The sequence below is a fragment of the Streptomyces cyaneofuscatus genome (genome assembly GCF_033109485.1).
GTDB classification, from domain to species: Bacteria; Actinomycetota; Actinomycetes; order Streptomycetales; family Streptomycetaceae; genus Streptomyces; species Streptomyces cyaneofuscatus.
The window spans coordinates 2,078,898-2,100,710 of record NZ_CP137002.1; the positions used below are offsets into that span (position 1 = coordinate 2,078,898).

The following is a 21,813-nucleotide window of genomic DNA, read 5'->3' on the forward strand; positions in this document are numbered from 1 at the left end:
GGATGGTCGACCGGTGAGCAGGAATCTGGCCGAGGTGGAGATCGGCCGTTGGGCCTGGGAGGAATTCCGGACCATGGGCGACCGGTCCGCCGGTGTGCCCGACGCACTGCGCCACCTGATGGCGGCCTCGGACGAGGACGAGGCCATGGCGGCCTACTGGGACCTGGAGAACGTCGTCGTGGTGCAGGGCCAACTGCACAGCGCCGCCCTTCCCACGGTTTCCGTCCTGCTCGCGGGGCTGCTCGACGATCTGTCCGCCGACGCCCGCGACCTCGTCCTGGAACTCCTCCAGCAGATCGTCATGGGCGAGGCGGACCGGGACGAGGTCGCCCTCGGCAACACCGAACTCGGTGCACGGTGCAGGGAGGCCGCGCGCACGGGCCTCTGGCTCGTCTACCGGGAGCTGGGAACGCGGCGCCGGGAAACGGCGGAGGCGATCTTGGAACGGATCGAGGACGACAAGCCGAGGATCGCCGCGTACATGGCGAGCATCCGAGGCAAGTAGCCGGGACACCGCGCCGGCCGGCCGGGCCGCCGGGGACCGTCCCATCCGACGGCCCCCGGCGGGCGGCGCCAGGAGGAGCAGCAGCCATGATCAGCACGTTCGAACAGCTATTCGCCGCGAATCGTCGGCACACGGAGGAGGAACGCCGACGGCAGGAACTCGTCCTCCATGATGCCGGCGACGCCGATCCCGGACGGGGTCCGATAGACCTGGCCGGCGGCGTCGTCCTGATACGGCGGCCACCGGCTCCCCAGGGCGGTGCCTCGGACAGCTGACCGCGCCCCCGGCACCACGGCACAGGCCCCCCACCCCGTCGTCGGGGTGGGGGGCCTGTGCCGTGGTGCCGGGGGCGCGCCGGGCGCCTCAGGCCTTGTGCTGCATCGACGAGCGCGCCGGGTTGGCCTGCTGCGCCGCCTTGGGGTCCTTCTCGCCGGCCTTCGCGCGGACGCCCTGCTCGACGCGCTTGCCGAGCGTGCTGTCGACGTTCGACCAGTACTGGAACGCCCGCTGGAGCACCGGCTCGGTCACGCCGTTCAGCAGGTGGCCGACGATGTTGTCCACCAGCCGGTCCCGCGCCGCGTCGTCCAGGACCTCGCGGACCATGGTGCCCGCCTGGCCCCAGTCGTCGTCCTCGGCGTGGTCGACGTAGGCCGCCCGGGTGATGTCGCCGTCGGCGTACCAGCTCGGCGGGGTGCCGTAGCGCTCCGTGTCGGCCGCCGGGCCGCCCTTGGAGTTCGGGGCGTAGACCGGGTCGCTGGTCTTCCGGTACGCCATCGCTCCGTCCTTGGAGTACGTGTGCACCGGGGCGACGGGGGCGTTGACGGGCAGCTGCTGGTAGTTGCCGCCGATGCGGTAGCGGTGCGCGTCGGCGTAACTGAAGAGCCGCGCCAGGAGCATCCGGTCCGGGCTCGGGCCGATGCCGGGGACGAAGTTGTTCGGCTGGAACGCCGCCTGCTCGATCTCCGCGTGGTTGTCCGTGGGGTTGCGGTCCAGCGTCATCCGGCCGACCTCGATCAGCGGGTAGTCGCTGTGCGGCCACACCTTGGTCAGGTCGAAGGGGTTGAACCGGTAGTCCTTCGCCTCCTCGTACGGCATGACCTGGACCTTCAGCGTCCAGCTCGGGTACTCGCCGTCGCGGATGTGCTCGAACAGATCACGCGTGTGGTAATCCGTGTCCGCGGAGGCCATCTGGTCGGCCTCGTCCTGCGTGAACGTCTCGACGCCCTGGTCGGTCTTGAAGTGGTACTTCACCCAGAACCGCTGGCCCGCCTCGTTGATCCACATGTACGTGTGCGAGGTGTAGCCGTTCATGTGGCGCCAGGTGCGCGGGATGCCCCGGTCACCCATCAGCCAGGTGACCTGGTGGGCCGACTCCGGCGAGAGCGTCCAGAAGTCCCACTGCATGTCGTGGTCGCGGAGGTTGTTGTCCGCCCGGCGTTTCTGGGACCGGATGAAGTGCTGGAACTTCATGGGGTCCTTGACGAAGAACACGGGGGTGTTGTTGCCCACCATGTCGTAGTTGCCTTCGCTGGTGTAGAACTTCACCGCGAAGCCGCGCGGGTCCCGCCAGGTGTCCGGGCTGCCCCGCTCCCCCGCGACGGTGGAGAACCGGATGACCAGGTCGGTCGTGGTGCCGGGCTGGAAGAGCGCGGCCTTCGTGTACGCGGACACGTCCGAGGTCACCTCGAACTTCCCGAAGGCCCCGCTGCCCTTGGCGTGCGGCTGACGCTCGGGGATGCGTTCGCGGTTGAACTGGGCCATCTGCTCGATCAGGTACGAGTCCTGGAGCAGGATCGGCCCGCCCGGGCCGACGGTGAGCGAATGCTCGTCGCTCTCCACCGGGGCGCCGGAGTCGGAGGTGGTCGGCTTGCGCGAGGTGTCGGTCATGTCGTCGTTTCCTCTTGTTTGTCTTTCGCAGACGTGTCGGCGATGGCTCCTGCTACGGCCGCCCTGCTGACCCTCTGCCAATGTAGGCAAACACGGACGAATCGACCCGTCGAGGGCGAGGGAGGGCGAGGCAGGGCACGCTTCGGGTGCCGGGCCGGGGCGCCGGACCGCGTCAGCGGGACCGCCCGCCCGTGACCACGCGGTAGAGCAGCAGAACGATCACCGAACCGGCGATGGCGGCGATCCACGTCGACAGGCTGAAGAATCCGTCGATCGAGTCGACGCCGAAGATCACCTTGCCCAGCCAGCCGCCGAGCAGACCGCCCACGATGCCGATCACGATCGTGAGGAGACAGCCCCCCGGGTCCTTGCCCGGAGTCAGCGCCTTGGCGATGAGCCCCGCGAACAGGCCGATGAGGATCCAGGCGATGATGCTCACGAAAGTCTCCTTCTGCGTTGCCGACGTGCCGGCACCCCTGTGGCGCCCGGCCCCCTCCGCGTATCCCCGTAGCGGAAGCTCACACATGGGCCGGGCGCGGCCGCCGGCCCGGGACTCCGTCATTCGTGGGGATGCGTTACGCCGGACGGGGAGCAGCCCCGGGAGAGCGGGGGCCGATGCGGGGCCGGGTGGAGGCCCGGCGGGCGGCCGAGAGCCGGGGGCCCGCTCAGTCCAGGACCGCCGTCGCCTCGATCTCGACCAGGTGCTCCGGTACGTCGAGTGCCGCGACCCCCACCAGCGTGCCCGGCGGCACCGGGGTGACGCCCAGCTTCGCCGCCGCCCTGGCCGCACCCTCCAGGAACCGCGGCATCTTGTCGGGCGTCCAGTCGACGACGTACACCGTCAGCTTCACCACGTCGTCGAAGGTGCCGCCCGCCCCGGCCAGGGCGGTCCCGATGTTGAGGTAGCACCGCTCCACCTGGGCGGCGAGGTCGCCCTCACCGACCGTGGTGCCGTCCGCGTCCCAGGCGACCTGCCCGGCGATGAAGACGAGCTTCGAGCCCGTCGCGATGGCGACCTGCCGGTACACACCGACCTTGGGCAGTCCCTCGGGGTCCAGCAGAGTGATGGCCATGTCCGACGCCTCTCCTCGGGAAGACCTCGCGGTCTCTTGTGGTTACCCAGGAACCGTAGGAGAGTCAGCGCTGACGTGGAAGAACGCACTTTTGGGTGACGGAGGAACCTCATGGTGACCAAGCAGTTCAGCGGCTCGCCCGATGAGGCGGACCTCCGGCGCGCGGACTCCCTGGCGCGGGAGATCTTCTCGGACGTCGCCAACAAGTGGGCGCTCCTGATCATCGAGGCCCTCGGTGACCGCACCCTGCGCTTCAGCGAGGTGCTGAAGGAGGTCGACGGCATCAGCCACAAGATGCTCACCCAGAACCTGCGCATGCTGGAGCGCAACGGCCTGGTCGAGCGGACCGTGTACCCCACCGTGCCGCCGAAGGTCGAGTACACCCTCACCGAGCCGGGCCAGGGCCTGCGGGGGACGGTCCACCTCATGTGCGACTGGACCCAGCGGCACCTCGGCCATATCGAGGAGGCCCGGGGCCGGTTCACGAGCCCGTCCGACGCAACGTCCGGCCCGTCCGAAGCAACGTCCGGCCCCCTCCGCGCGTCCATACAGACGTGATCGATTTCCTTGACCCGTCCACCGAGGGCGGCGCCGCAGACGAAGAAGTGACCGTGAGACCCGGCCCGTTGTGGCGCCACGCCCTGTGGGTGGTGGGCGTCACCGCCCTCGGGGTGGGCCTGGGCTGGGCGGGCTCGCTGTTCCGCCTCGGCCCGGACGACTACGGGCTGCTCGCCGCCGCTCCGGGGTCGCCCTGGACGTACGTCGGCGTCTGGGCCGTCACCGGCCTGGCCACCGCCGGCGTCCTGCGGGCGGCGGCGGCCAGGGTGCCGGTCCCCTCCCCGGGCACGATCGCCGTCCTCCTCCTCGTCATAGGCACCCGCCTCTCCCTGGGCTGGCGCCCGGAGACACCGGAGCTGGCCGCGATGGCGGCGGCCGCGCTGGTGCTGGCGGGCGTCTGGGCGGCGATCGCCCTGCGTGCGAACGCCGTTGCGGGAAGGACACCGAAGCCGGAGGAGAGCCCCGGCGCATCCTGATGACGGATCAGCGGGTCACACCAGGGTCATGCTGATCTGCTCCCCCAGGACGGTCCAGTGCTGGCGGATCCCGGACGGGTTGCACGGCTCCACATTGACGATCCGGGTTCTCGGATAGTCGCTGGTCAGACACATGCCGGGGTGTGCGGACTGGTAGATCGCCTCACCGCTGACCGTCCAGCGCTGACGGGGCCCGGAGTTGCACGGCTCGACATTGACGATGCGGGTTCTCGGGTAGTCGCTGGTCAGACACATGCCGGGGTGTGCGGACTGGTAGATCGCCTCACCGCTGATGGTCCAGCGCTGGCTGGAACCGGAGTTGCACGAGGCGACGTTGACGATGCGGGTCGTCGGATAGTTGCTGTTCAGACACATGGTGCCGGCGGCCGGGGCGGTGGGGGCCGCCGGGGCCGTGGCGGCCGCCGCGACGGGTGACGGCAGGGCGAAGGACGTCAGAGCGAGCAGAGCGGGCACGAGGAGCTTGCGGAACACGGTGGACATGAGGGGCAACCCTTCACGGTAGGCAACTGCGGTGCTGAGGCGTTGAAAGATTCCCCTCAACTCACCTTCTCCGTAGGCCACTTGCCGGAAATGGATCGTGATCCGGCGCAAAGCCGTCGCTCTCGATCCGGCACCCCGCCCCGACCGTCCAAGATCAACACATGCAGAATGGCCTTTATGCCGATATCGAACGCTCCGCGCACGGCCACGGCCGACGACGCCCCGGACATCAGCCGCACTCTCGCCCTCGCCTTCGATGACGACCCGATGATGTGCTGGTTCTTCCCCGAAGCCGCCTCCCGCCAGGCGACGTTGGCCCGCTACTTCGCCACGATCTTCACCCGGCAGTACGTCCACCACGGCGTGTGCGAGCGCACGGAGGCGGCGGCCGCGTTCTGGGTGGAACCGGAAGCGCAGGCCAAGGCCGTTCCCGACGCGGAGACCATCCAGGAGCTCCAGAACCTCCTGGGCGACCGGGCCGGCCTGTTCCGCGACGCCGTGGAGACGGCCGCCCGCCACACGCCCCAGGAACCGCACTGGTCCCTGGCGTTGATCGGCGCCGACCCCGCCGCCCAGGGCCAGGGCCACGGCGCCCGCCTCCTCCGCTCGGGCCTGGCGAAGGCCGACGCGGCGGGGCAGCCCGTCTACCTGGAGTCCTCCAAGGCCTCCAACCTCCCCGTCTACGCACACTTCGGCTTCACCGTGCGCGAGGAGCTCCAACTCCCCGGCGACGGCGGCCCGAAGCTCTGGGGCATGTGGCGCGAGCCGCGCGGCTGAGCGACGTGGGGTACGGGAGCCGGCCCAGGCGTCAGTCCAGCGTCTGGGTCAGCTCGCTGCGGGTCCCGGTATGCACGACCCGGCCCCGCGCCCCGTTGACGATCGGCAGGTACGGCGGAACGTGCCCGCACTCCACATCGGCGATGATGGGCACGTTCAGCGAGCCGAGCGCGTCGAGCACCGCCTCGTGCTGGGTGAGCGAATCGGTGCCGGGCGCCGCGGTCCGGCCGACGAGGATCGCGTTCGCCGTGTCGAAGAAGCCGGCCAGCCGCATCCCGTGCAGGTTCCGGCAGATGGCGAAGGCGTCGTCGCCACCCGCTTCGACGTAGACGAGGAGCCCCTGCGGGGACTCGGCCCGGGCAAAGGCGGAGACGTCGAGAAAAGCCGTTCCCGCGAGGTTGCAGAGCATCTCGATACAACCCCCGATCAGGCGCCCCTCGGCCTCGACATCGCCCTCGCCGTCCAGCCGGGTCCATCCGCCGGGTGTGTCCAGCGTGTACGTGCGTACGTCGGGTCGGGTGCGGTAGTCGTCCCAGCCCGTGGCCCGGTGGCGGCCGGGCGGTATCTGCGTGAAGCGGTGCCCCACAGGCGCGGAGACGATGTCGAGCCACGACAACAGCCCCTCGGGCACTCGGTAAGGCGTGTCCATGAGGTTGTTGCCGTGCACGGTGGCCGTCCCCGTGAGCAGGGTGAATGGCGTCATGACGGTCGACAGGTCGGAGAACCCGACCAGCCAGGTCGGCTCGGCCTCACGCAGGCGGTCCCAGTCGAGCAGCGGCAGCAGGTCGATCGCCGTCTCCCCGCCCCAGGGCGGCACCACGGCCCTGATGCCGGGGTCCGTCAGCATCGCCATCAGCTCGGCGGCGCGGTCGGCCGCCGGGGCACTGACGTGACCGTCGCCGCTCATGCAGCGCCCGACCACCACCTCGTACCCCTGGGCCTCCACCTCGCGGATCGCCACGTCGAGGCGTCCCTGAAGCTCTTTCGGGACTCCGCTCGACGGAGATGTGACGCCGACACGGTCAGCGGGACGCAGGGGGCGTGGGTAGCGAACTGACATGCGGCGGATTCTGACAGGCCGCGAACTCCCCGGCACCTATTTTTCATGGACCTCCGGAGAGGAATCAGCCATTCTCGAATCCGGAAATCGCCCTGGAGGAACGGCGCGTCCACCGGGGAACTCCTGAAGTACAGGACGCGCAGCACGCACGGGACGCACAGGATGCAGTAGCGCGATCGGCTCGCAACCGGGGGGATCAGGGGATCATGGCCAGTCCAGGACCAGCACGCATCTTCGCCGCAGGCGCGACCGCCACGGTGGCGGTGCTCGCCCTCATCTATCTGCCCGTCCCCACCGAGACGTCTCCGCCCCGGACCACGCCATCGGCGAGCACCGCCGACACCGCCGAACTCACCCGGCTCGCCAGGAGTTACCTCCAGCAGCGGGCCGACATGGTGACGGCCGCCCGTCCGACGGTGGAGGCGGCGAGCGGGCGCCTGCGGACCACCCCGGCCATGACGGCCCGCGCCCGGAGCGAGCTGGCCGCGCTCGTGAAGAAGGGCCTGCGGTACGAGGACATCTCCATCGGCTACACAAGGGCCCGGGTCGACGTCGAGGTCACCTCCGCGAACGTCACCGGCCGGACGGCCACGCTCCGGCTCACCGACCACACCCGCCTGTACTTCGCGCGCACTCCGCAGCAGGTCGAGGACGGTTCACCGGAGTGCGAGGAGTCGTCGCTCCCCCGCACCATGACCTTTGCCCGGGGAGCCGACGGCGCGTGGCTGCTCGCCTCCGACCGGGTCGACGAGGCGGGCGGGCCGCTCCCGACCACCGAGGTGGACGAGGCAGGGTTCGACGCCGCCGCCTGAGTGCCCTCACCCTCTGAGTGCCCGGGCGCCTCAGCGCCCTCACCCCCTGAGCACCTTGCCGCATGAGTACCTTCCACCCCCGCCCTGAGTACGGCAGCCCCTCCACCACCGGGCCCCGCCCGTGCGAGAGTTCACCCCGGAGCCCGGGGGCTCCGGTGATGGATATGTGCGCGATGGGGTGGGGCGAAACCGTGGATCTGTTCGACGCGGAGCTGGGCGGTCGGGACGAGCCCGAGGCGGGGGACGGGGGCGGCTGCTCCTGGGTCACCGTGGTGATCATCGGGATCTTCGTGCTGCTGGCGGTGCTGATGCATGCGCTCTTCGGATGGGCGCGGGACCTCCTCTCGGCCGTGTTCTCGTAACGTCACCCGCCGGAATCCCTACGTCCGGGCGCTCGTCCTCAGCCGCGCCGCCGCGCCTCCACCGCGGTACGGGTGTCCTCGGCGATCAGGTCGCCGTTGATCGCGCCCGCCGTCATGAGCCCGGCAGCGGCGGCGCCGATGACCTGTTCGGTGAGGCGGGTGACGTTGCCCGCCGCCCAGACACCGGGCACCTCCGTCGCGCCGACCGGGTCGGTGGGGATGTACGTACCGATCACCTCACCGCCCATCTCCTGCGCAACCGGGACCAGGCCCAGCGATTCGAGTACGGCCGAGCGGGCGGTGAAGCGGGCCTGGATCACGAGGGCCTCGCGCGGAACCACCCGGCCGCCCGCCAGACGTACGCCGGTGAAGCGGTCGTCCGTGACCTCCAGGCCGGACACCTCGCCGTCCACCACGGCCACCCCGCGCGCGGCGAGCTGCTCGTACTCCTCGTCCGTCGGCTCCGGGCCCGTGTGGCGGAAGAGGGTGACGTCGCCGCTCCACTGCCGCCACATCAGCGCCTGATGTACGGCGAGGGGGCCGGTGGACAGCACCCCGATCGGGCGGTCCGCCACCTCGCGCCCGTGGCAGTACGGGCAGTGCAGCACCTCACGCCCCCAGCGCTCAGCCAGCCCCGGTACGGGCGGCAGCTCGTCCACAAGTCCCGTCGTCACCAGGAGCCTGCGCGCCTCGACGGTCGAGCCGCCCTCCAGCACCACCCGGAAGCCGCCCTCCTTCTCCCCCTCCCCCGGCAACCGCTCGGCCGAAGCCACCCGGCCCTCGACGATCTCCCCGCCGTACCCGGCCATCTCACCCCGGCCGATCGCCAGCAGCTCACCGGGCGGGGTCGACTCGCGGCCCAGGTAGTTGTGCACATGGGACGCGGGAGCGTTACGGGGCTCCCCCGCATCGATCACCAGCACCGAGCGCCGGGCCCGCGCCAGGGTCAGCGCCCCGCTCAGGCCGGCCGCCCCGCCTCCCACGATCACCACGTCGTACCGCTGCTGCTTCATGTCGGTCATACGGACCACCTCCAGTTGGTGGAGATAGTGCGCGCAGAGCAGACGTAACGACAAATGCACTTGCCGAAACGGCAAGGTCACTCGAGGTTGAACTCGCACCACACGATCTTGCCGGGGTTCCGCTCGGCCACCCCCCACTTGTCCGCCAGCGCCGAGACCAGCAGCAGCCCACGGCCGCCCTCGTCCTCCACGCCCGGCAGACCGTCCGCCATCCGGACCTCGCCGTCGCCGCTGTCGTGCAGCTCGATGCGGATCACGTCCTCCATCCGGTCCAGGAAGACCTTCACCCGGAAGCCGCGCCCGGGCGGGACGCCATGGCGGAGGGCGTTGGTCGCCAGTTCGGTTACGCAGAGCAGTACGTCGTACGCGCGCTCCTCGTACCCCCACTCGATCAGAGCCTTGCGGGTGAACTTGCGTACGACCGGGATGGAGCTGCGGTCACGGCAGTAGAAGGCCGTCTGGAAGCAGGGGAGTTGAGTTGTCTCGTTCATGCTTCCACGCTCACACAACGTGACTACGGTGATGCAGGGTGGAAGGCCGTACATCTCATTTGTACGGCTTCTGACGGGTCAGCAGCGGGATGGAACGGGGAGAAGGCACGTCATGCAACCGGGAAAGCGGAACAGGCGAGTCAGTTCGTGGCATGTGATCGGGGCGCAGGTCGCCCACTTTCGCAAGAGGGCAGGGCTGACCCAGCCGGCCCTGGCCGAGCGGCTCGGGGTCGGCGAGGACACCATCGCCTCCATGGAGCAGGGGCGTCGGGCGCTCAAGCTGGACTTCGCCATCGAGTTGGACGAGCTGCTGGACACCAAGGAGGCGTTAGAAGTGGCGGTGAGGAAGGTTCCGAGGGAGGAGCGCTACAAGGCTTTCGCTCAGGACTTCGTGGAATACGAGCGGGACGCCGTAAGCCTGTTCTGGTACGAGACCCAGCTCATCCCGGGACTGCTCCAGACCGAGGCGTACGCACGGCTCATCTTCTCCTGCCACTATCCGCCCCTCGAAGTGGAGGAGATCGAAAACCGGGTGACTACCCGACTCGACCGGCAGAAGCTGCTGGAACGCAAGCCCCGGCCGCTCCTCCACTTCATCCTGGAGGAGAGCATCCTGTACTCCGAGTTGGGCGATCCCGAGGTGATGCGTGAGCAACTTCTTCACTTGCGGCGCTGCATGGATCTGCCGTTCGTCAGCATCCAGATCATGCCTCGGAAGACACCCAAGCATGCCGGTCTCGCCGGGCCACTCGTTCTCTTGGAAACGCAGGATCACGATCAGCTCGGCTACGCCGAGATGCACATGCGCTCCGAGCTGTACGACGATCCAGCCCACGTCAGCGCTCTGATGCAGAAATATGGGATGCTGCGGTCGCAGGCGCTAACCGTTGAGGAGAGCGTCCGGCTACTGGATGCACTGCTTGCCGCACTGCTTGGAGAAACATGACCCGCGCAGCCGACCTGGCCTCCCGCTCCACCGCCCTCCGCTGGTTCAAGTCCAGCTACAGCAGCGACCAGGGCGGCGCCTGCGTAGAAGTGGCCACCCGACCCGCCGCCATCCACATCCGCGACTCCAAGGTGACCGACGGCCCCGTCCTCACCGTCGAGCCCGCCGCCTGGAGCGCCTTCATCCACGGCAGCGGCACCGCGCTCTGAGCCCGACGCCCCCACCGGCACCACACCCCCGCCCCGCCCCCGGCCACTCAGCCGGAAACGGGGCGGTTCCCATGTGTACGGGACGGCCTAGTAGCGCACCCACAGCTCGTAGACGCTCGGCTGCGCCGCGAACGGCTTACAGATGAAGAGCGGGCTCCAGATGTGGGCGGCGGCGCCGGCCGCCCCGGCGGCCTGGCACTCCGCCTGGGACGCGTAATGGCCCCGGATCGTGTAGCCGCCGCCCACAGCCGACGCGGTGGAGGCCGTGCCGAGGACCATCGCGGCTGCCGCGACTGCCGTGACCGCGAGCGCGGTGATTCGTGTACGCATGTCGGTAACTCCGTTTTCAGTCAATGCACATGACGGTGCATCAGTGAATGGGTAGAAGCGAACCGATCAGCGCGCGCCGCCAAGAGAAAGCTAGCGAGCGGCAAGCCCCCGCACAATAGGTCTGGACCAATCAGGAAGCGCATATGCCCCCTGGCCGTAAACCGGCGCTTTTCCGCCTATGCGATCGGGCCGCGATCCGTCCGCTCCACCGGGATCCAGAGCTCCGCCTCCGCCCGCTTCCCCTCCTCGTACAGCCGCACGCGCAGGATCTCCGGGCCGGGCCGGGAGGCGTACGGGTTCGAGGGGAACCACTGGGTGAACACGTCCCGCCAGAGGTACTGGAGGGCCTGCGGGAACGGGCCCTCGCTCTCGAAGACCGCCCAGGAACCGGCCGGTACGGTGAGCGAGTCCAGGTCCGCCGGAGGCTCCTGCTGCCCTGTCACCACCCCGTGGTAGTAGTCCAGTTCGGTGCCCTCCGCCCGGCTCGGGTCGAGTTGATCGCTCACCCCCACCAGCCCGGCCGGCTCCTGGTCGGAGAGGGCCGCGATACGGTCCAGCTCCTCCCGGCCGATGCCACGGATGAACTCCGCGATGGCCTGATTAGGCCCCTCGTGGATCAGGGGGACGCGTGCCTTCCTCCCCACCACCCGGAACGCTTCCTTCTCCATCAGCCTGTAGCGCATGGCACTGCTCCCTTCGACGACGAGCCGGAAGGTCAGGCGTTGCTGGGACCGCAGAACCGCACCGCTCCGCCGGGCCTCGCCCGGTCCGATGCCGTGCACCGACCGGAACGCGCGGGCGAAGCCCTCCCCCGTGTCGTAGCCGTACCGCACGGCCACGTCCAGCAGCGTCCGGTCCGGGCGGCCGAGCACCTCGGCGCCCGCGAGGGTCATACGGCGTCGGCGGATGTACTCCGCCAGCGGAACGCCCGCCAGCGCGGAGAACATCCGGCGGAAGTGGTACTCCGAGGTCATGGCGATGCGCGCCAGTTCCGCGGCCTCGATGCGCTCACCGAGATGCGACTCGATGTGGTCCATGGCCTCGTTCAGTCGTTCCAGCAACCCTGTCCCGCCTTCCTTTCCCGTTCACCGTAGGAAGGGACCAGCCTGCCGGACCCGACCGTCCGTGCCCGGATCGGTCGGTCGCTCGGGCGGGCAGGCATGCGAAAGGCGGCCCACCGGATATTCCCGGTGGGCCGCCCTGTGCCTGTCTGCCTGTCTGTCTGTCGGTTCAGCTGAACCGGGCGTCGGAGAGGGTGGTGGTCACCGTGCCCGCGGTGGAGGAGGTCGTCTCCGCCGCGCCGTCGACCACCTTGCCGAGCTCGCTGACGTTGTCCAGCGCGCCCAGGCTGATGGGCGGCTCAGCGGCGTGGGCGGTGTCCCCGCCTCCGGGGTGCGGGGCGATGGCGGCGATGACCGCTCCGGTGGCGAGAGTGACGGCGGCGAGAACGCTTCGCTTCTTCATGACGGGTTCAACGGCTCAGCCCCGGGAAAGGGCACGCCCTGAATTTGCGCCCTGAATTTTCGAGGTGCCGGACGTTCCGGTTCCGGCCCGTGTTCCGGCCCGTGCCGGAGGCTCACCTCGCCGTCGACCGCCCGCACCCCGCCCCCTACCCTGTGCCCATGCTCGTCTACGCCCCCGCGGCGCTCCTCCTCCTCGTCTTCTGCGTGAGCGTGCTGCACGACCGCAGGAAGTTCAGCAACGCCGTCGTCCTGGGGCTCGCCGTGCTCTGCGCCCTGGCCGCCTGGCTGTACGAGCTCATCCGCTCCGAGTCCACTTCGGGCGCGGTCGCCGCCTGGTCGTTGCTCGTGCTGGGGGCGGTGGCCGTCCTTCTGCTGACGTACTTCCTCTTCGTCAACGGCGTACGCATGCTGCGCAAGGAGGGCAGGAGTCCGTCCAACCTGCTCTCGCTGGCCGCCGCCCTCGCCATCGTCGGGGTCGTCGCGCTGCTGGCCGCCGCCGTGAGCGTGCGGAATCCGGTGCTGATCGGGGTGGCGGCCGCCGCCGGTGGGCTGGCGCTCTACTTCTCGTTCCTGTTCCTGTGCTTCGTCTGTTACGCGTTTCTCTACGGGCGCCTGCGCGTGCGCCGTAAGGCCGACTTCGTGGTCGTGCTGGGGTCCGGGCTCATCGGCGGCACCACCGTGCCGCCGCTCCTCGCGAGCCGGCTGAAGCGGGGCCAGGACGTGCACGCCCGGCTCGCCAGGCGCGGAGGCTCACCCCTGCTCATCACCTCGGGCGGGCAGGGGCCGGACGAGGAGCTGCCGGAGTCGCATGCCATGGCCGATCACCTGGTGGCCGAGGGGTTTCCGGCCCATCTGATCCGGCGCGAGGACCGGTCGACGTCGACCGAGGAGAACCTGCGGTTCAGCAAGGCGATCATGGAGGAGGCGAAGCCCGACTACCGGTGCGTCGTCGTCACGAACAACTACCACGCCTTCCGGGCCGCCCTCACCGCCCGCCGCGTGCAGATCCGGGGGCAGGTCGTGGGCTCGCCCACCGCCGCGTACTTCTGGCCCAACGCGACCCTCCGCGAGTTCGCCGCCGTCCTCGTCGACTACAAGCGGACCAATGCGGTGCTGTGTTCGCTGATCGTCCTCGGGGGTGTGCTCGTGTGGTGGGCGGTGCGGTAGACCCGCCCACCAGCCGGGTAGCCCCGCCCACCGGCCGGTAGCTGTCAGAAGCCGCCTCCGTCGAAGCCGCCGCCACCGAACCCTCCGCCGTCGCCGAAGCCGCCTCCGTCCCCGAAGCCGCCGAAGCCGGACGAGTCGAAGTCGGAGCCGGAGAAGTCGCCGCCGCCCCACTCGCCGCCCGCGCCGCCGAAGTCACCGCCGCCGTACTCGGAGGCGTACGCCGGGGTGGCGAGCATCGAGCCGAGCATGGTGCCGACCAGGAGGCCGGGGAGCAGGCCGCCGCCGAAGTAGCCGCCGGCCCAGGGGCCGTAGGCCGGGCCCGCCTCCCAGTACGGGCGGCGGTTGCCGTCGCCGACGTCGACCGTACGGCTCATGGGGTCCTCGCCCCGGGTCAGCCGGATCTCGTCGGCGCCGCAGACCGGGACCTCACGGGACGCGCCGCCGGAGGGGGTCCAGAGCACGTCGGTGACCGAGGGGCCGTGGCGCGGGTCGAAGAAGCAGGGTGGGCGGCGGGCCGGGATCGCCGCCCCGGTGCGGCGGGCCTCCAGGACGGCGAGGGAGTAGCGGCCGTCCTCCAGGGACTGGGTGACCCCGCGCACGTCGGACGGGTGCTCGGCCTTGGCCATCCTTCGCTTGGCGGTCTCGTAGGAGTCCAGGGCGCGTTCGTAGTCGCCGCGCATGGTGTCGTCGGCGCCCGGTTCGGCGGGGTGGAAGTCCAGGCGCTCCAGCTTCTCGCCGTACGCGGTGATGTCCTCGTCCACCACGACCCGCAGCTTGTCGAGGGCCGCCCGCTCCTCCTCCGCCTTGCGACGCTTGTTCCGGCGGGAGATCGCGTACGCACCCGCGCCGCCCGCCGCCACCAGGGCGCCGAGCGTGATCAGGCCGGAGACCGGGGCGCCGGATTCGTCGGAAGCGCCCGAGCCGCCGGACCAGGAGGCGGGGGCGGTGCCCCGGGCCTGTTCGACGGCCCGGTCGACGAAGGCGTTGAGCTGGGAGGTCGCGTCCGTGTCGGTGGCCGGGTTCTTCACCGAGGCGGTGAGGTTGTTCACCGCTCGCTCCGGCATGACCTGCGGGTCCGCTCCCGCGTCGAAGCCGTCGCCGAGGCGGACGGCGTAGACACCGGTGATGCCGGTGTCGTTGCGCAGGGTGGTGAGGAGGCCTTCCTCGGGGAAGGCCTCGGTGTCGGGCAGGACGGCGACGAAGACCGGCTTGTCCGCGTTCTGGATGGTGGCTTCCAGGGCCTTCTCGTCAGCGACGGAGAGCTGATCGCGGGCGGCCGGGTCCACATAGACCGGGTCCTCGCGCAGGGCCTGGGCGGCGTCGGTGATCGTCGCCGCGGGGGCGGCCGACGCAGGGGAGGTCAGGGCGAGTGCAGCCGCTGCGATGATGAGCAGCAGGCCCGCCAACAGCGTGGGGAAGAGCCTTTTCCTCATACTTAACGCTACTCCAGGCGGGCGACGAACGCCGTCGCCCGCCTGGAGGACCGTATGGCTACGCGGCTCTGTACGCCGTGCGCAGCTTGGCCACCGCGCCCGTCAGGTCACCCTTCAGCAGCAGATGGTCCGCCTCCGCGAAGGGCTTGGAGACGCCCTGACCGAACTTCCCGTCGATCTTCTGCTGGACCAGCAGCCGCGCCTGGTCCACGATCGCCTTGCCCGCCGGGGTCTTCCCCAGCTTCGCCTTCTCCGCGACCTGCGCGGCCACGGCGAGAGCCGCGAGGGTCAGCTCGCCGCCGGCCGGGGGCTTCTTCAGGGTGGTGAGGCCCCAGCCGTACGGGAACTGCGGGTCGTACGCCGTGTCCCCGACGTTGATCGGGAGCTGCGCCTCCGACTTCGGCCAGGTCACCGGAAGCTGGCCGGTGAAGGCCCGCTTGCCGTAGAGCACGTCGGCCACGCCGTCGCCCTCCGAGCCCGGCAGCCAGGAGGCCACCAGCGCGTTGATCTTCCCGAGCTGGTCGCCGATGAGCTGCGGGCGGCCCGAGACGATGAGGACCGCGCACTTCATGGCCGCGCAGACCTTCTCCACCGCGGCCTTGTCAGCGGCCGTCAGCTCCAGGTCGTGGCCGTTGCCGACGTCCCCGATGCCTTCGGCGTACGGCGTCTCGCCGACGACCACCACGCCCACGTCGTGACCGTCCGTGGCGGCCGAGGCGTCCTTGGAGTAGGTGACGGACTCGGGGGTCTTCGCCGCCTTCTTCATCCCCTCCAGGATCGTCGTGCCCGGAGTGGTCTTGCCGGAGGAGCCCTGCCAGCTGATCGTCCAGCCCCCGGCCTGGTTGCCGATGTCGTCGGCGTTGGACCCGGCGACGTACACCTTCTGGTTCGGCTTGAGGGGCAGGACCGCACCCTCGTTCTTCAGGAGCACCTGCGACTTCGCGACCGCCTCACGCGCCACCGCGCGGTGCTCGGCCGAGCCGACCTTCGACAGGTGCGTGGTGTCCGCGTACGGCTTCTCGAAGAGGCCGAGGCGGAACTTCTGCGTGAGGATGCGGGAGACCGCGTCGTCGATCCGGGCCTGGCTGATCCGGCCCGCCGCGACCTCTTCCTTCAGCGTCTTGGTGAAGTCCTGGTACGCGGTCGGGACCATGATCATGTCGAGTCCGGCGTTGATGGACGTACGGACGTCGCTCGGGTAGTCGCCGGGGATCTGGTCGATGGCCTGCCAGTCACTGATGACGAAGCCCTCGAAGCCCATGCGGTCCTTGAGGACGCCGTTGATCATCTCGGCGTGGGCGTGCATCTTCACCGGGCCCTGGTCGTCGCCCAGGATGTCGAGCGAGGAGTACGAGGGCATGATCGTGCCCACGCCCCGCTTGACCGACTCCGCGAACGGCGACAGGTGGACTGCCTCAAGCTCCTGACGGGTGACCTTGGTGATGCCCTGGTCGATCGTGTACGAGCCGGTGGTGGCGGAGCCGTACTCGGTGCCGCCGTCGCCGACGAAGTGCTTGGCGCTGCCGAGCACCTTGTCGTTGCGGTGCAGGTCCTTGCCGGAGGGGTCGCCCTGCATGCCCTGGATGACCGTCTCCATGGCCTCGACCAGCGCCGGGTCCTCACCGAACGCCTCGTAGCTGCGGCCCCAGCGTTCGTCGCGGGTGACGCAGACGCAGGGCGCGAAGTCCCACGGGACGCCGGTGGAGCGGACTTCCTTCGCGGTGATCGCGCCCGTCTTCTCCGCGCTCTTCGGGTCGCGGCCCGCGCCGATGCCGATGTTGTGCGGCATGATCGTCGCGCCGACGACGTTGTTGTGGCCGTGCACCGCGTCCACGCCGTAGATCAGCGGGATCTGGAAGCGGGTGGCCTGGGCGCGCAGCTGGTAGGCGTCGACCATCTTGGCCCAGGCGGCGGCCGTGTTGGGGGTGGGGACCGAGCCGCCGCCGGAGAGCAGCGAGCCGAGGTCGTAGGCGGCGATGTCACCGGGGGCGCGCAGCGCGTTGCGCTCGGCCTGGGTCATCTGGCCGGCCTTCTCGGCGGGCGAGAGCCGGGAGAGCAGGTCGGCGACGCGCTGCTTCACCGGCAGCTTGGCGTTCTGGTACGGGAGTCCGTGGGCGTCGATGACGACCTGCGGGTTCTCCTTGGGGGCCTTGGCGCCGGTGACGGTCAGCTCCAGCGGGATGGTCTTGGCCTCGGCCGGCTTGGACGCCTTCGCGGTGCGGACGGTCACCTTGTGCGTGGTGCCGGAGGCAGTGCCCGCGGGGAAGGTGTGGCTGCCGGTGACCGGGGTGTAGTCCTTGCCCGCGACCGCCGTGCCGCCCTTGGTGGCGTACGTGACGGTGACCGGCTCCTCGGTGGGGACGGAGCCGGTCGTGGCGACGGAGAGGGTGAGGTCGGCGCTGGAGCCGTTCTTCACCGGGCGCACGGCCGTGTCGGTGACCACGCTCGCGGTGAGCGCCGGGTCCGCCTTGCCGTACAGCTCGACGGCGTCCAGGGCGAAACTGCCGGGCGCGCCGCCGGGCATGGTGAAGGCGTAGCCCCACATCTCGTTCAGGCCGAGGATCTGGTCGATGCCGCCGACGGGCTGGTAGTCGGCCCGGTAGACGAAGTCGGCGAACGGGATCTCGACGAGGTGCCAGCCCTCCCAGTCGTCGGTGAAGGAGGTGGTCCACAGCTCGGAGGCACCGCCGTTGGCGCCGCCGTCCTTGATCTCGAAGTTGATCCGCTTGCCCGAACCGGGCGGCAGGGGTGCGGTGTTCTGGCCGTACCACCAGAAGCGGATGCCCTGGTGCACGGTCCAGTTCTGCGGCGGGGTGTCCACGGCGAACTCGTGGCTGAACCCGCCCCAGGCGCTGATGTCGTAGGAGCCTTCGAGGACCTTCTCGCCCTCGGGGGCGTCCGCGCGCTCGGCGAGCTTCAGCTGCGGGTGGTCGTCCGCGTCGCCGCCCCAGGTGAAGATGGCGTCGGCGGGCGGGTTGTTGCCGAGCGGCACCTCGCCCTCGAAGCGGTCGATGAGCACGGGGGCCGGGTCGTCGGCGGCGGCCTGGCTGGGCGCGGCGCCGGCGAGCAGGGTGGCCAGGACCGCGGCGGCGGCCAGGGCGGCTGTCGCGGGTCTGCTTCTGCCCTTGCGGGGGCGGGGGTACGGAGTACGAGGCATTTGTGAGAGCGCTCTCATATTGGCGACGGGTGGGCCGAACGGTGTTACGGATCAGTGGTGTTGGCGCATCACGCGGTGGGGTCCCGGGTGAGCCGGGATGTTACCGCTCCTCGCCCCGGGTGAGCCGGATCGTGTCGCGGTACCACTTGGCGCTGTCCTTGAGCGTGCGGGTCTGGGTGGCGTAGTCGACGCGGACGATGCCGAACCGCTTGTCGTAGCCGTAGGCCCACTCGAAGTTGTCCATCAACGACCAGGCGAAGTAGCCCCGGACGTCAGCCCCTTGGGCGCGGGCTGCGGCGACGGCGTCGATGTGGTCGGCGAGGTAGGCGGTGCGGTCGGCGTCGGGGACCGAGCCGTCGGCGGCCACCGTGTCGTCGAAGGCGGCACCGTTCTCGGTGATGACGGTCGGGAGCCCGTAGTCGCTCTCCAACCGGACCAGCAGGTCGGTGAGTTCGGTGGGGGTGATCTCCCAGTCCATGGCCGTACGCGGCAGATCCCGCTCCACCACCCGGACCACGGGCAGCCCCTCGGCGTCGGTCGTCGATCCGTCCTCGGTGGTACCGGAGAACTGCATGCCCCGGTAGAAGTTGACGCCGAGGACGTCCAGCGGCGTGGAGATGGCCGCCAAGTCGCCTTCCTGTACGGGGAGTTCGACGTGCTGAGCGGCCAGGTCCGCGACGATGTCCTCGGGGTAGCGGCCGTGGACGATCGGGTCCAGGTAGAGCCGGGTGCCCATGCCGTCGGCGCGGCGGCACGCGTCCCGGTCGGCCTCGCTGGGGGTCTCCGGGGCGGCGGTGCCCAGGTTGAGGGTGATGCCGAGCTCCAGCGGGTTGCTCCCCGCCGCCTCCCGCATCGCCCGCGCGGCGAGACCATGACCCAGGAGCAGGTGGTGGACGGCGTGCATCGAGGCGCCGAAGTCCTTGCGGCCGGGGGCGTGGACGCCGTACGCGTAACCGAGCATCGCCGAGCACCAGGGCTCGTTCAGCGTGGTCCAGTGCTCGACCCGGTCGCCGAGGGCCTCGTACGCGAGCGAGGCGTACTCCGCGAACCGCAGGGCCGTGTCCCGTGCGGGCCAGCCGCCCGCGTCCTCCAGCTCCTGCGGCAGGTCCCAGTGGTAGAGGGTGATCCAGGGGGTGACGCCCCGCCCCTGGAGCTCGTCGATCAGCCGCTTGTAGAAGTCGAGCCCCTTCTCGTTCGCCGGGCCCCGGCCGCCCGGCTGGATGCGGGGCCAGGCCAGCGAGAAGCGGTACGTGTCGACGCCGAGGCCCGCGATCAGCTCCACGTCCTGCGGCATCCGGTGGTAGTGGTCGCAGGCCACGTCCCCGTTCTCACCGCCCTCGACGGCGCCGGGCACCCGGCAGAAGGTATCCCAGATGGAGGGAGTGCGGCCGTCCTCGGTGGCCGCCCCCTCGATCTGGTACGAGGAGGTGGCGACGCCCCAGCGGAAGCCGGCCGGGAGCCCGCGTACCGCGGTGGGACGGAGGATTCGCTGCGGGGTGGTGGCGAGGTTCATCCGGTCTCCGTTGCGTAGGGGCCTGGTCAGGTGGGGGCCGCAGGGTCAGGCAGTGCAGGCGGCGGGGTCAGGCGTGCAGGTGGCAGGCGACCGTGCGGCGGTCTTCGGCGGGTGACTGGGCCGGGGCGGCCAGCAGCGGAACCCGTACGTCGCACGGCTCGAACGCCTTGCCGCAGCGCGGGTGGAACGCGCAGCCGGCCGGCATCGCGGACAGGTGCGGGGGTGAGCCCGGGATGCCGGTCAGCTCGCGGCGCGGGCCGTGGAGCGCGGGGAAGGAGTGGAGCAGCCCGTCGCTGTAGGGGTGGCGGGGGTCGCGGTAGATCTCCGCCGCGCCCGCCTCCTCCACGATGCGGCCCCCGTACATGATCGCGATCCGGTCCGAGAATTCGATCAGGAGCGAGATGTCGTGGGTGATGAACACGACGGAGAAGTTGAGCTGTTCCCTCAACTGGACCAGCCGCCGCAGGATCTGGCGCTGCATCACGACGTCGAGCGCGGTCGTCGGCTCGTCCATGATGACGATCTCGGGCTCCAGGGCGAGCGCCATCGCGATCATCACGCGCTGGCGCATACCGCCGGAGAGCTGGTGCGGGTAGGCGGCGAGCCGGTCGGCGGAGATCCCGACGAGGCTGAGCAACTCCTTCGCCCGGTCCGTCCGTTGGTCCCTCTTCAGGTCGGGGCGGTGGGCTTTCAGGACGTCGGTGAGCTGGCTGTGGACCGTGTGCACCGGGTTGAGGGAGTTCATCGCCCCCTGGAACACGATGGACAGCTCCTGCCAGCGGAAGGCGCGCAGCTGCTCCGGGGAGAGCGAGAGGATGTCGAGGCGGTCACCGCCCGGCCGGTGGTAGTGGACATCTCCTCCGGTGATCACCCCGGGCGGCTGGAGCAGCCGGGTCACGGCGTACGCGAGGGTGGACTTCCCGGACCCCGACTCCCCTGCCAGGCCGAGGACTTCGCCCCGGTGGAGGGTGAGGTCGATGTCCCGCAGGGCGTGCACGGCCCGCTCGTCGGTGCCGTAGTCGACGTTCAGTCCGCTGATGGTGAGGACCGGCTCGGCGCTCATGGGCGCGGCTCCTTGCTGGTGCTGGGCTCGGGTCGGGCACCGCTCAGGGGCTTGCGGGCGACGGGGGTGAAGCCGACGCGCATCTTCACCTTCCGGGAGGAGCCGGTGGCGGTGCGCAGGCGCGGGTTGACGAACTCGTCGATGCCGAAGTTGATCAGGGCGAGGGCGGTGCCCAGCAGGGCGATGCAGAGGCCGGCGGGGACGAACCACCACCAGGCGCCCTGGGCGAGTGCCTGGTTGGACTGGGCCCAGAAGAGGACCGTGCCCCAGTTCCAGTGCGAGATGTCCGCGACGCCGATGAAGGCGAGGGTGATCTCGGTGAGGACGGCGAAGATGACCGTGCCGACGAATCCGGAGGCGATGACGGCGGTGAGGTTCGGCATGATCTCGAAGAGGATGATCCGCCAGGTCGACTCGCCGGTGGCGCGGGCGGCCTCCACGTAGTCGCGGCGGCGCAGCGACAGCGTCTGGGCGCGCAGGATGCGCGATCCCCAGGCCCATGAGGTCAGGGCGATGGCGAAGGCGATGAGCAGGTCGCCGGTGTCGGGGACGAAGCTCGCGACGATGATGATCAGCGGGAGTCCGGGCAGCACCAGGAAGATGTTGGCGAGCGCGGAGAGGATCTCGTCGACGGCCCCGCCGAGGAATCCGGCGGTGACCCCGATGAGGACGGACAGCACGGTGGCGATGACCGCCGCGACGAACCCGACGATCAGGACGCCCCGGGTGCCGACCAGGATCTGCGAGAAGACGTCCTGCCCGGTGTGGGTGGTGCCGAACCAGTGGGCGCCGGAGGGCGGTTGGAGGAGCTGCTCGCTCATCGCGTCGGGGTCGTACGGGGCGATCCACGGGCCGATGACGGCCAGCAGGACGAAGAACGCGAGCATGAGCAGCCCGGTACGGGTCTTGCCCCCGCGCAGGAACCGGAGGCGGGCCCGGCGGGTGGGCGCCTCGGGTGCGGGCGCGCCGTCCAGGACGGCGACATCGGTGGCGGTGATGGACATGGCG

The 21,813-nt window shown here is 70.3% G+C and carries 25 protein-coding genes; 10 read left to right on the plus strand and 15 right to left on the minus strand.

Going from position 1 to position 21,813, the window contains the following annotated elements; all coding sequences use genetic code 11:
* Positions 1-13 precede the first annotated feature (13 nt).
* Together R2B67_RS08585 and R2B67_RS08590 are read left to right on the plus strand one after the other, a co-directional pair.
* Positions 14-505, plus strand: a complete 492-nt coding sequence (locus R2B67_RS08585; RefSeq protein ID WP_317817180.1) for a hypothetical protein — start codon at positions 14-16, stop codon at positions 503-505.
* Positions 506-591: 86 nt separating this feature from the next.
* Positions 592-780 carry a DUF6191 domain-containing protein gene (locus tag R2B67_RS08590; RefSeq protein ID WP_317817181.1) on the plus strand — a complete coding sequence of 63 codons (189 nt, stop codon included), beginning with the start codon at positions 592-594 and terminating at the stop codon, positions 778-780.
* 88 nt (positions 781-868) lie between these two features.
* On the opposite strand, the gene R2B67_RS08595 is transcribed toward R2B67_RS08590, so the two are convergent.
* The 3 genes from R2B67_RS08595 to R2B67_RS08605 form a co-directional block, all read right to left on the minus strand.
* Positions 869-2,392 (minus strand): catalase, encoded by a 1,524-nt coding sequence (locus R2B67_RS08595; protein ID WP_317817182.1) that lies wholly within the window; start codon positions 2,390-2,392, stop codon positions 869-871.
* Between the two features lie 172 nt (positions 2,393-2,564).
* Positions 2,565-2,831, minus strand: coding sequence for a GlsB/YeaQ/YmgE family stress response membrane protein (locus R2B67_RS08600; RefSeq protein WP_151510430.1), 267 nt, complete (start codon positions 2,829-2,831; stop codon positions 2,565-2,567).
* A gap of 226 nt (positions 2,832-3,057) precedes the next feature.
* Entirely contained in the window at positions 3,058-3,465 is a 408-nt protein-coding gene (locus R2B67_RS08605; RefSeq protein WP_018509689.1) for a RidA family protein, read from the minus strand.
* Positions 3,466-3,576: 111 nt separating this feature from the next.
* Between R2B67_RS08605 and R2B67_RS08610 the strand changes: the two genes are divergently transcribed.
* Positions 3,577-4,023 carry a winged helix-turn-helix transcriptional regulator gene (locus R2B67_RS08610; protein ID WP_317817183.1) on the plus strand — a complete coding sequence of 149 codons (447 nt, stop codon included), beginning with the start codon at positions 3,577-3,579 and terminating at the stop codon, positions 4,021-4,023.
* Positions 4,023-4,499, plus strand: a complete 477-nt coding sequence (locus R2B67_RS08615) for a hypothetical protein (RefSeq protein ID WP_317824802.1) — start codon at positions 4,023-4,025, stop codon at positions 4,497-4,499. The genes R2B67_RS08610 and R2B67_RS08615 overlap by 1 nt, the downstream gene beginning before the upstream one ends.
* A 15-nt stretch (positions 4,500-4,514) precedes the next feature.
* Here R2B67_RS08615 and R2B67_RS08620 read toward each other — a convergent pair whose 3' ends face one another.
* On the minus strand, positions 4,515-5,000 hold the full coding sequence (locus tag R2B67_RS08620) for an RICIN domain-containing protein (protein ID WP_317817184.1): 486 nt from the start codon (positions 4,998-5,000) through the stop codon (positions 4,515-4,517).
* A gap of 177 nt (positions 5,001-5,177) precedes the next feature.
* Between R2B67_RS08620 and R2B67_RS08625 the strand changes: the two genes are divergently transcribed.
* Entirely contained in the window at positions 5,178-5,777 is a 600-nt protein-coding gene (locus R2B67_RS08625) for a GNAT family N-acetyltransferase (RefSeq protein ID WP_317817185.1), read from the plus strand.
* Between the two features lie 31 nt (positions 5,778-5,808).
* Here the strand turns inward: R2B67_RS08625 and R2B67_RS08630 are convergent, their stop codons facing one another.
* Positions 5,809-6,738, minus strand: coding sequence for a S66 family peptidase (locus R2B67_RS08630; RefSeq protein WP_317817186.1), 930 nt, complete (start codon positions 6,736-6,738; stop codon positions 5,809-5,811).
* Positions 6,739-7,043: 305 nt separating this feature from the next.
* On the opposite strand from R2B67_RS08630, the gene R2B67_RS08635 reads away from it, so the two are divergent.
* On the plus strand, positions 7,044-7,649 hold the full coding sequence (locus R2B67_RS08635) for a hypothetical protein (protein ID WP_317817187.1): 606 nt from the start codon (positions 7,044-7,046) through the stop codon (positions 7,647-7,649).
* 173 nt (positions 7,650-7,822) lie between these two features.
* Entirely contained in the window at positions 7,823-8,011 is a 189-nt protein-coding gene (locus tag R2B67_RS08640; RefSeq protein WP_237329677.1) for a hypothetical protein, read from the plus strand.
* Between the two features lie 38 nt (positions 8,012-8,049).
* Here R2B67_RS08640 and R2B67_RS08645 read toward each other — a convergent pair whose 3' ends face one another.
* Together R2B67_RS08645 and R2B67_RS08650 are read right to left on the minus strand one after the other, a co-directional pair.
* Positions 8,050-9,024 (minus strand): NAD(P)/FAD-dependent oxidoreductase, encoded by a 975-nt coding sequence (locus tag R2B67_RS08645; protein WP_317824803.1) that lies wholly within the window; start codon positions 9,022-9,024, stop codon positions 8,050-8,052.
* Positions 9,025-9,110: 86 nt separating this feature from the next.
* The gene (locus R2B67_RS08650) at positions 9,111-9,524 is read right to left on the minus strand and encodes an ATP-binding protein (RefSeq protein WP_317817188.1); all 414 of its coding nucleotides are present in this window, start codon (positions 9,522-9,524) and stop codon (positions 9,111-9,113) included.
* A 112-nt stretch (positions 9,525-9,636) separates the two neighbouring features.
* Here R2B67_RS08650 and R2B67_RS08655 point away from each other — a divergent pair, with 112 nt between their 5' ends.
* Complete coding sequence (locus R2B67_RS08655) at positions 9,637-10,470, plus strand: helix-turn-helix domain-containing protein (protein ID WP_317817189.1); 834 nt, start codon at positions 9,637-9,639, stop codon at positions 10,468-10,470.
* On the plus strand, positions 10,467-10,679 hold the full coding sequence (locus tag R2B67_RS08660) for a DUF397 domain-containing protein (protein ID WP_030574833.1): 213 nt from the start codon (positions 10,467-10,469) through the stop codon (positions 10,677-10,679). The genes R2B67_RS08655 and R2B67_RS08660 overlap by 4 nt, the downstream gene beginning before the upstream one ends.
* 87 nt (positions 10,680-10,766) lie before the next feature.
* On the opposite strand, the gene R2B67_RS08665 is transcribed toward R2B67_RS08660, so the two are convergent.
* The 3 genes from R2B67_RS08665 to R2B67_RS08675 all read right to left on the minus strand — a co-directional run bounded on the left by R2B67_RS08665 (position 10,767) and on the right by R2B67_RS08675 (position 12,473).
* Entirely contained in the window at positions 10,767-11,009 is a 243-nt protein-coding gene (locus R2B67_RS08665; RefSeq protein ID WP_109979716.1) for a hypothetical protein, read from the minus strand.
* Positions 11,010-11,185: 176 nt separating this feature from the next.
* On the minus strand, positions 11,186-12,070 hold the full coding sequence (locus tag R2B67_RS08670; protein ID WP_317817190.1) for an AraC family transcriptional regulator: 885 nt from the start codon (positions 12,068-12,070) through the stop codon (positions 11,186-11,188).
* Between the two features lie 169 nt (positions 12,071-12,239).
* Complete coding sequence (locus R2B67_RS08675) at positions 12,240-12,473, minus strand: hypothetical protein (RefSeq protein WP_030574839.1); 234 nt, start codon at positions 12,471-12,473, stop codon at positions 12,240-12,242.
* 158 nt (positions 12,474-12,631) lie between these two features.
* Between R2B67_RS08675 and R2B67_RS08680 the strand changes: the two genes are divergently transcribed.
* Positions 12,632-13,639 carry a YdcF family protein gene (locus R2B67_RS08680; RefSeq protein ID WP_317817191.1) on the plus strand — a complete coding sequence of 336 codons (1,008 nt, stop codon included), beginning with the start codon at positions 12,632-12,634 and terminating at the stop codon, positions 13,637-13,639.
* Positions 13,640-13,683: 44 nt separating this feature from the next.
* Here R2B67_RS08680 and R2B67_RS08685 read toward each other — a convergent pair whose 3' ends face one another.
* The 5 genes from R2B67_RS08685 to R2B67_RS08705 form a co-directional block, all read right to left on the minus strand.
* Entirely contained in the window at positions 13,684-15,072 is a 1,389-nt protein-coding gene (locus R2B67_RS08685) for a hypothetical protein (RefSeq protein ID WP_317817192.1), read from the minus strand.
* Positions 15,073-15,130: 58 nt separating this feature from the next.
* Positions 15,131-18,229 (minus strand): glycoside hydrolase family 3 N-terminal domain-containing protein, encoded by a 3,099-nt coding sequence (locus tag R2B67_RS08690; protein WP_317817193.1) that lies wholly within the window; start codon positions 18,227-18,229, stop codon positions 15,131-15,133.
* A gap of 100 nt (positions 18,230-18,329) precedes the next feature.
* Positions 18,330-19,742, minus strand: coding sequence for a GH1 family beta-glucosidase (locus tag R2B67_RS08695; protein ID WP_317817194.1), 1,413 nt, complete (start codon positions 19,740-19,742; stop codon positions 18,330-18,332).
* 67 nt (positions 19,743-19,809) lie between these two features.
* Positions 19,810-20,805 carry an ABC transporter ATP-binding protein gene (locus R2B67_RS08700; protein ID WP_317817195.1) on the minus strand — a complete coding sequence of 332 codons (996 nt, stop codon included), beginning with the start codon at positions 20,803-20,805 and terminating at the stop codon, positions 19,810-19,812.
* The gene (locus R2B67_RS08705; RefSeq protein ID WP_317817196.1) at positions 20,802-21,809 is read right to left on the minus strand and encodes an ABC transporter permease; all 1,008 of its coding nucleotides are present in this window, start codon (positions 21,807-21,809) and stop codon (positions 20,802-20,804) included. The genes R2B67_RS08700 and R2B67_RS08705 overlap by 4 nt, the downstream gene beginning before the upstream one ends.
* Positions 21,810-21,813: the final 4 nt, after the last annotated feature.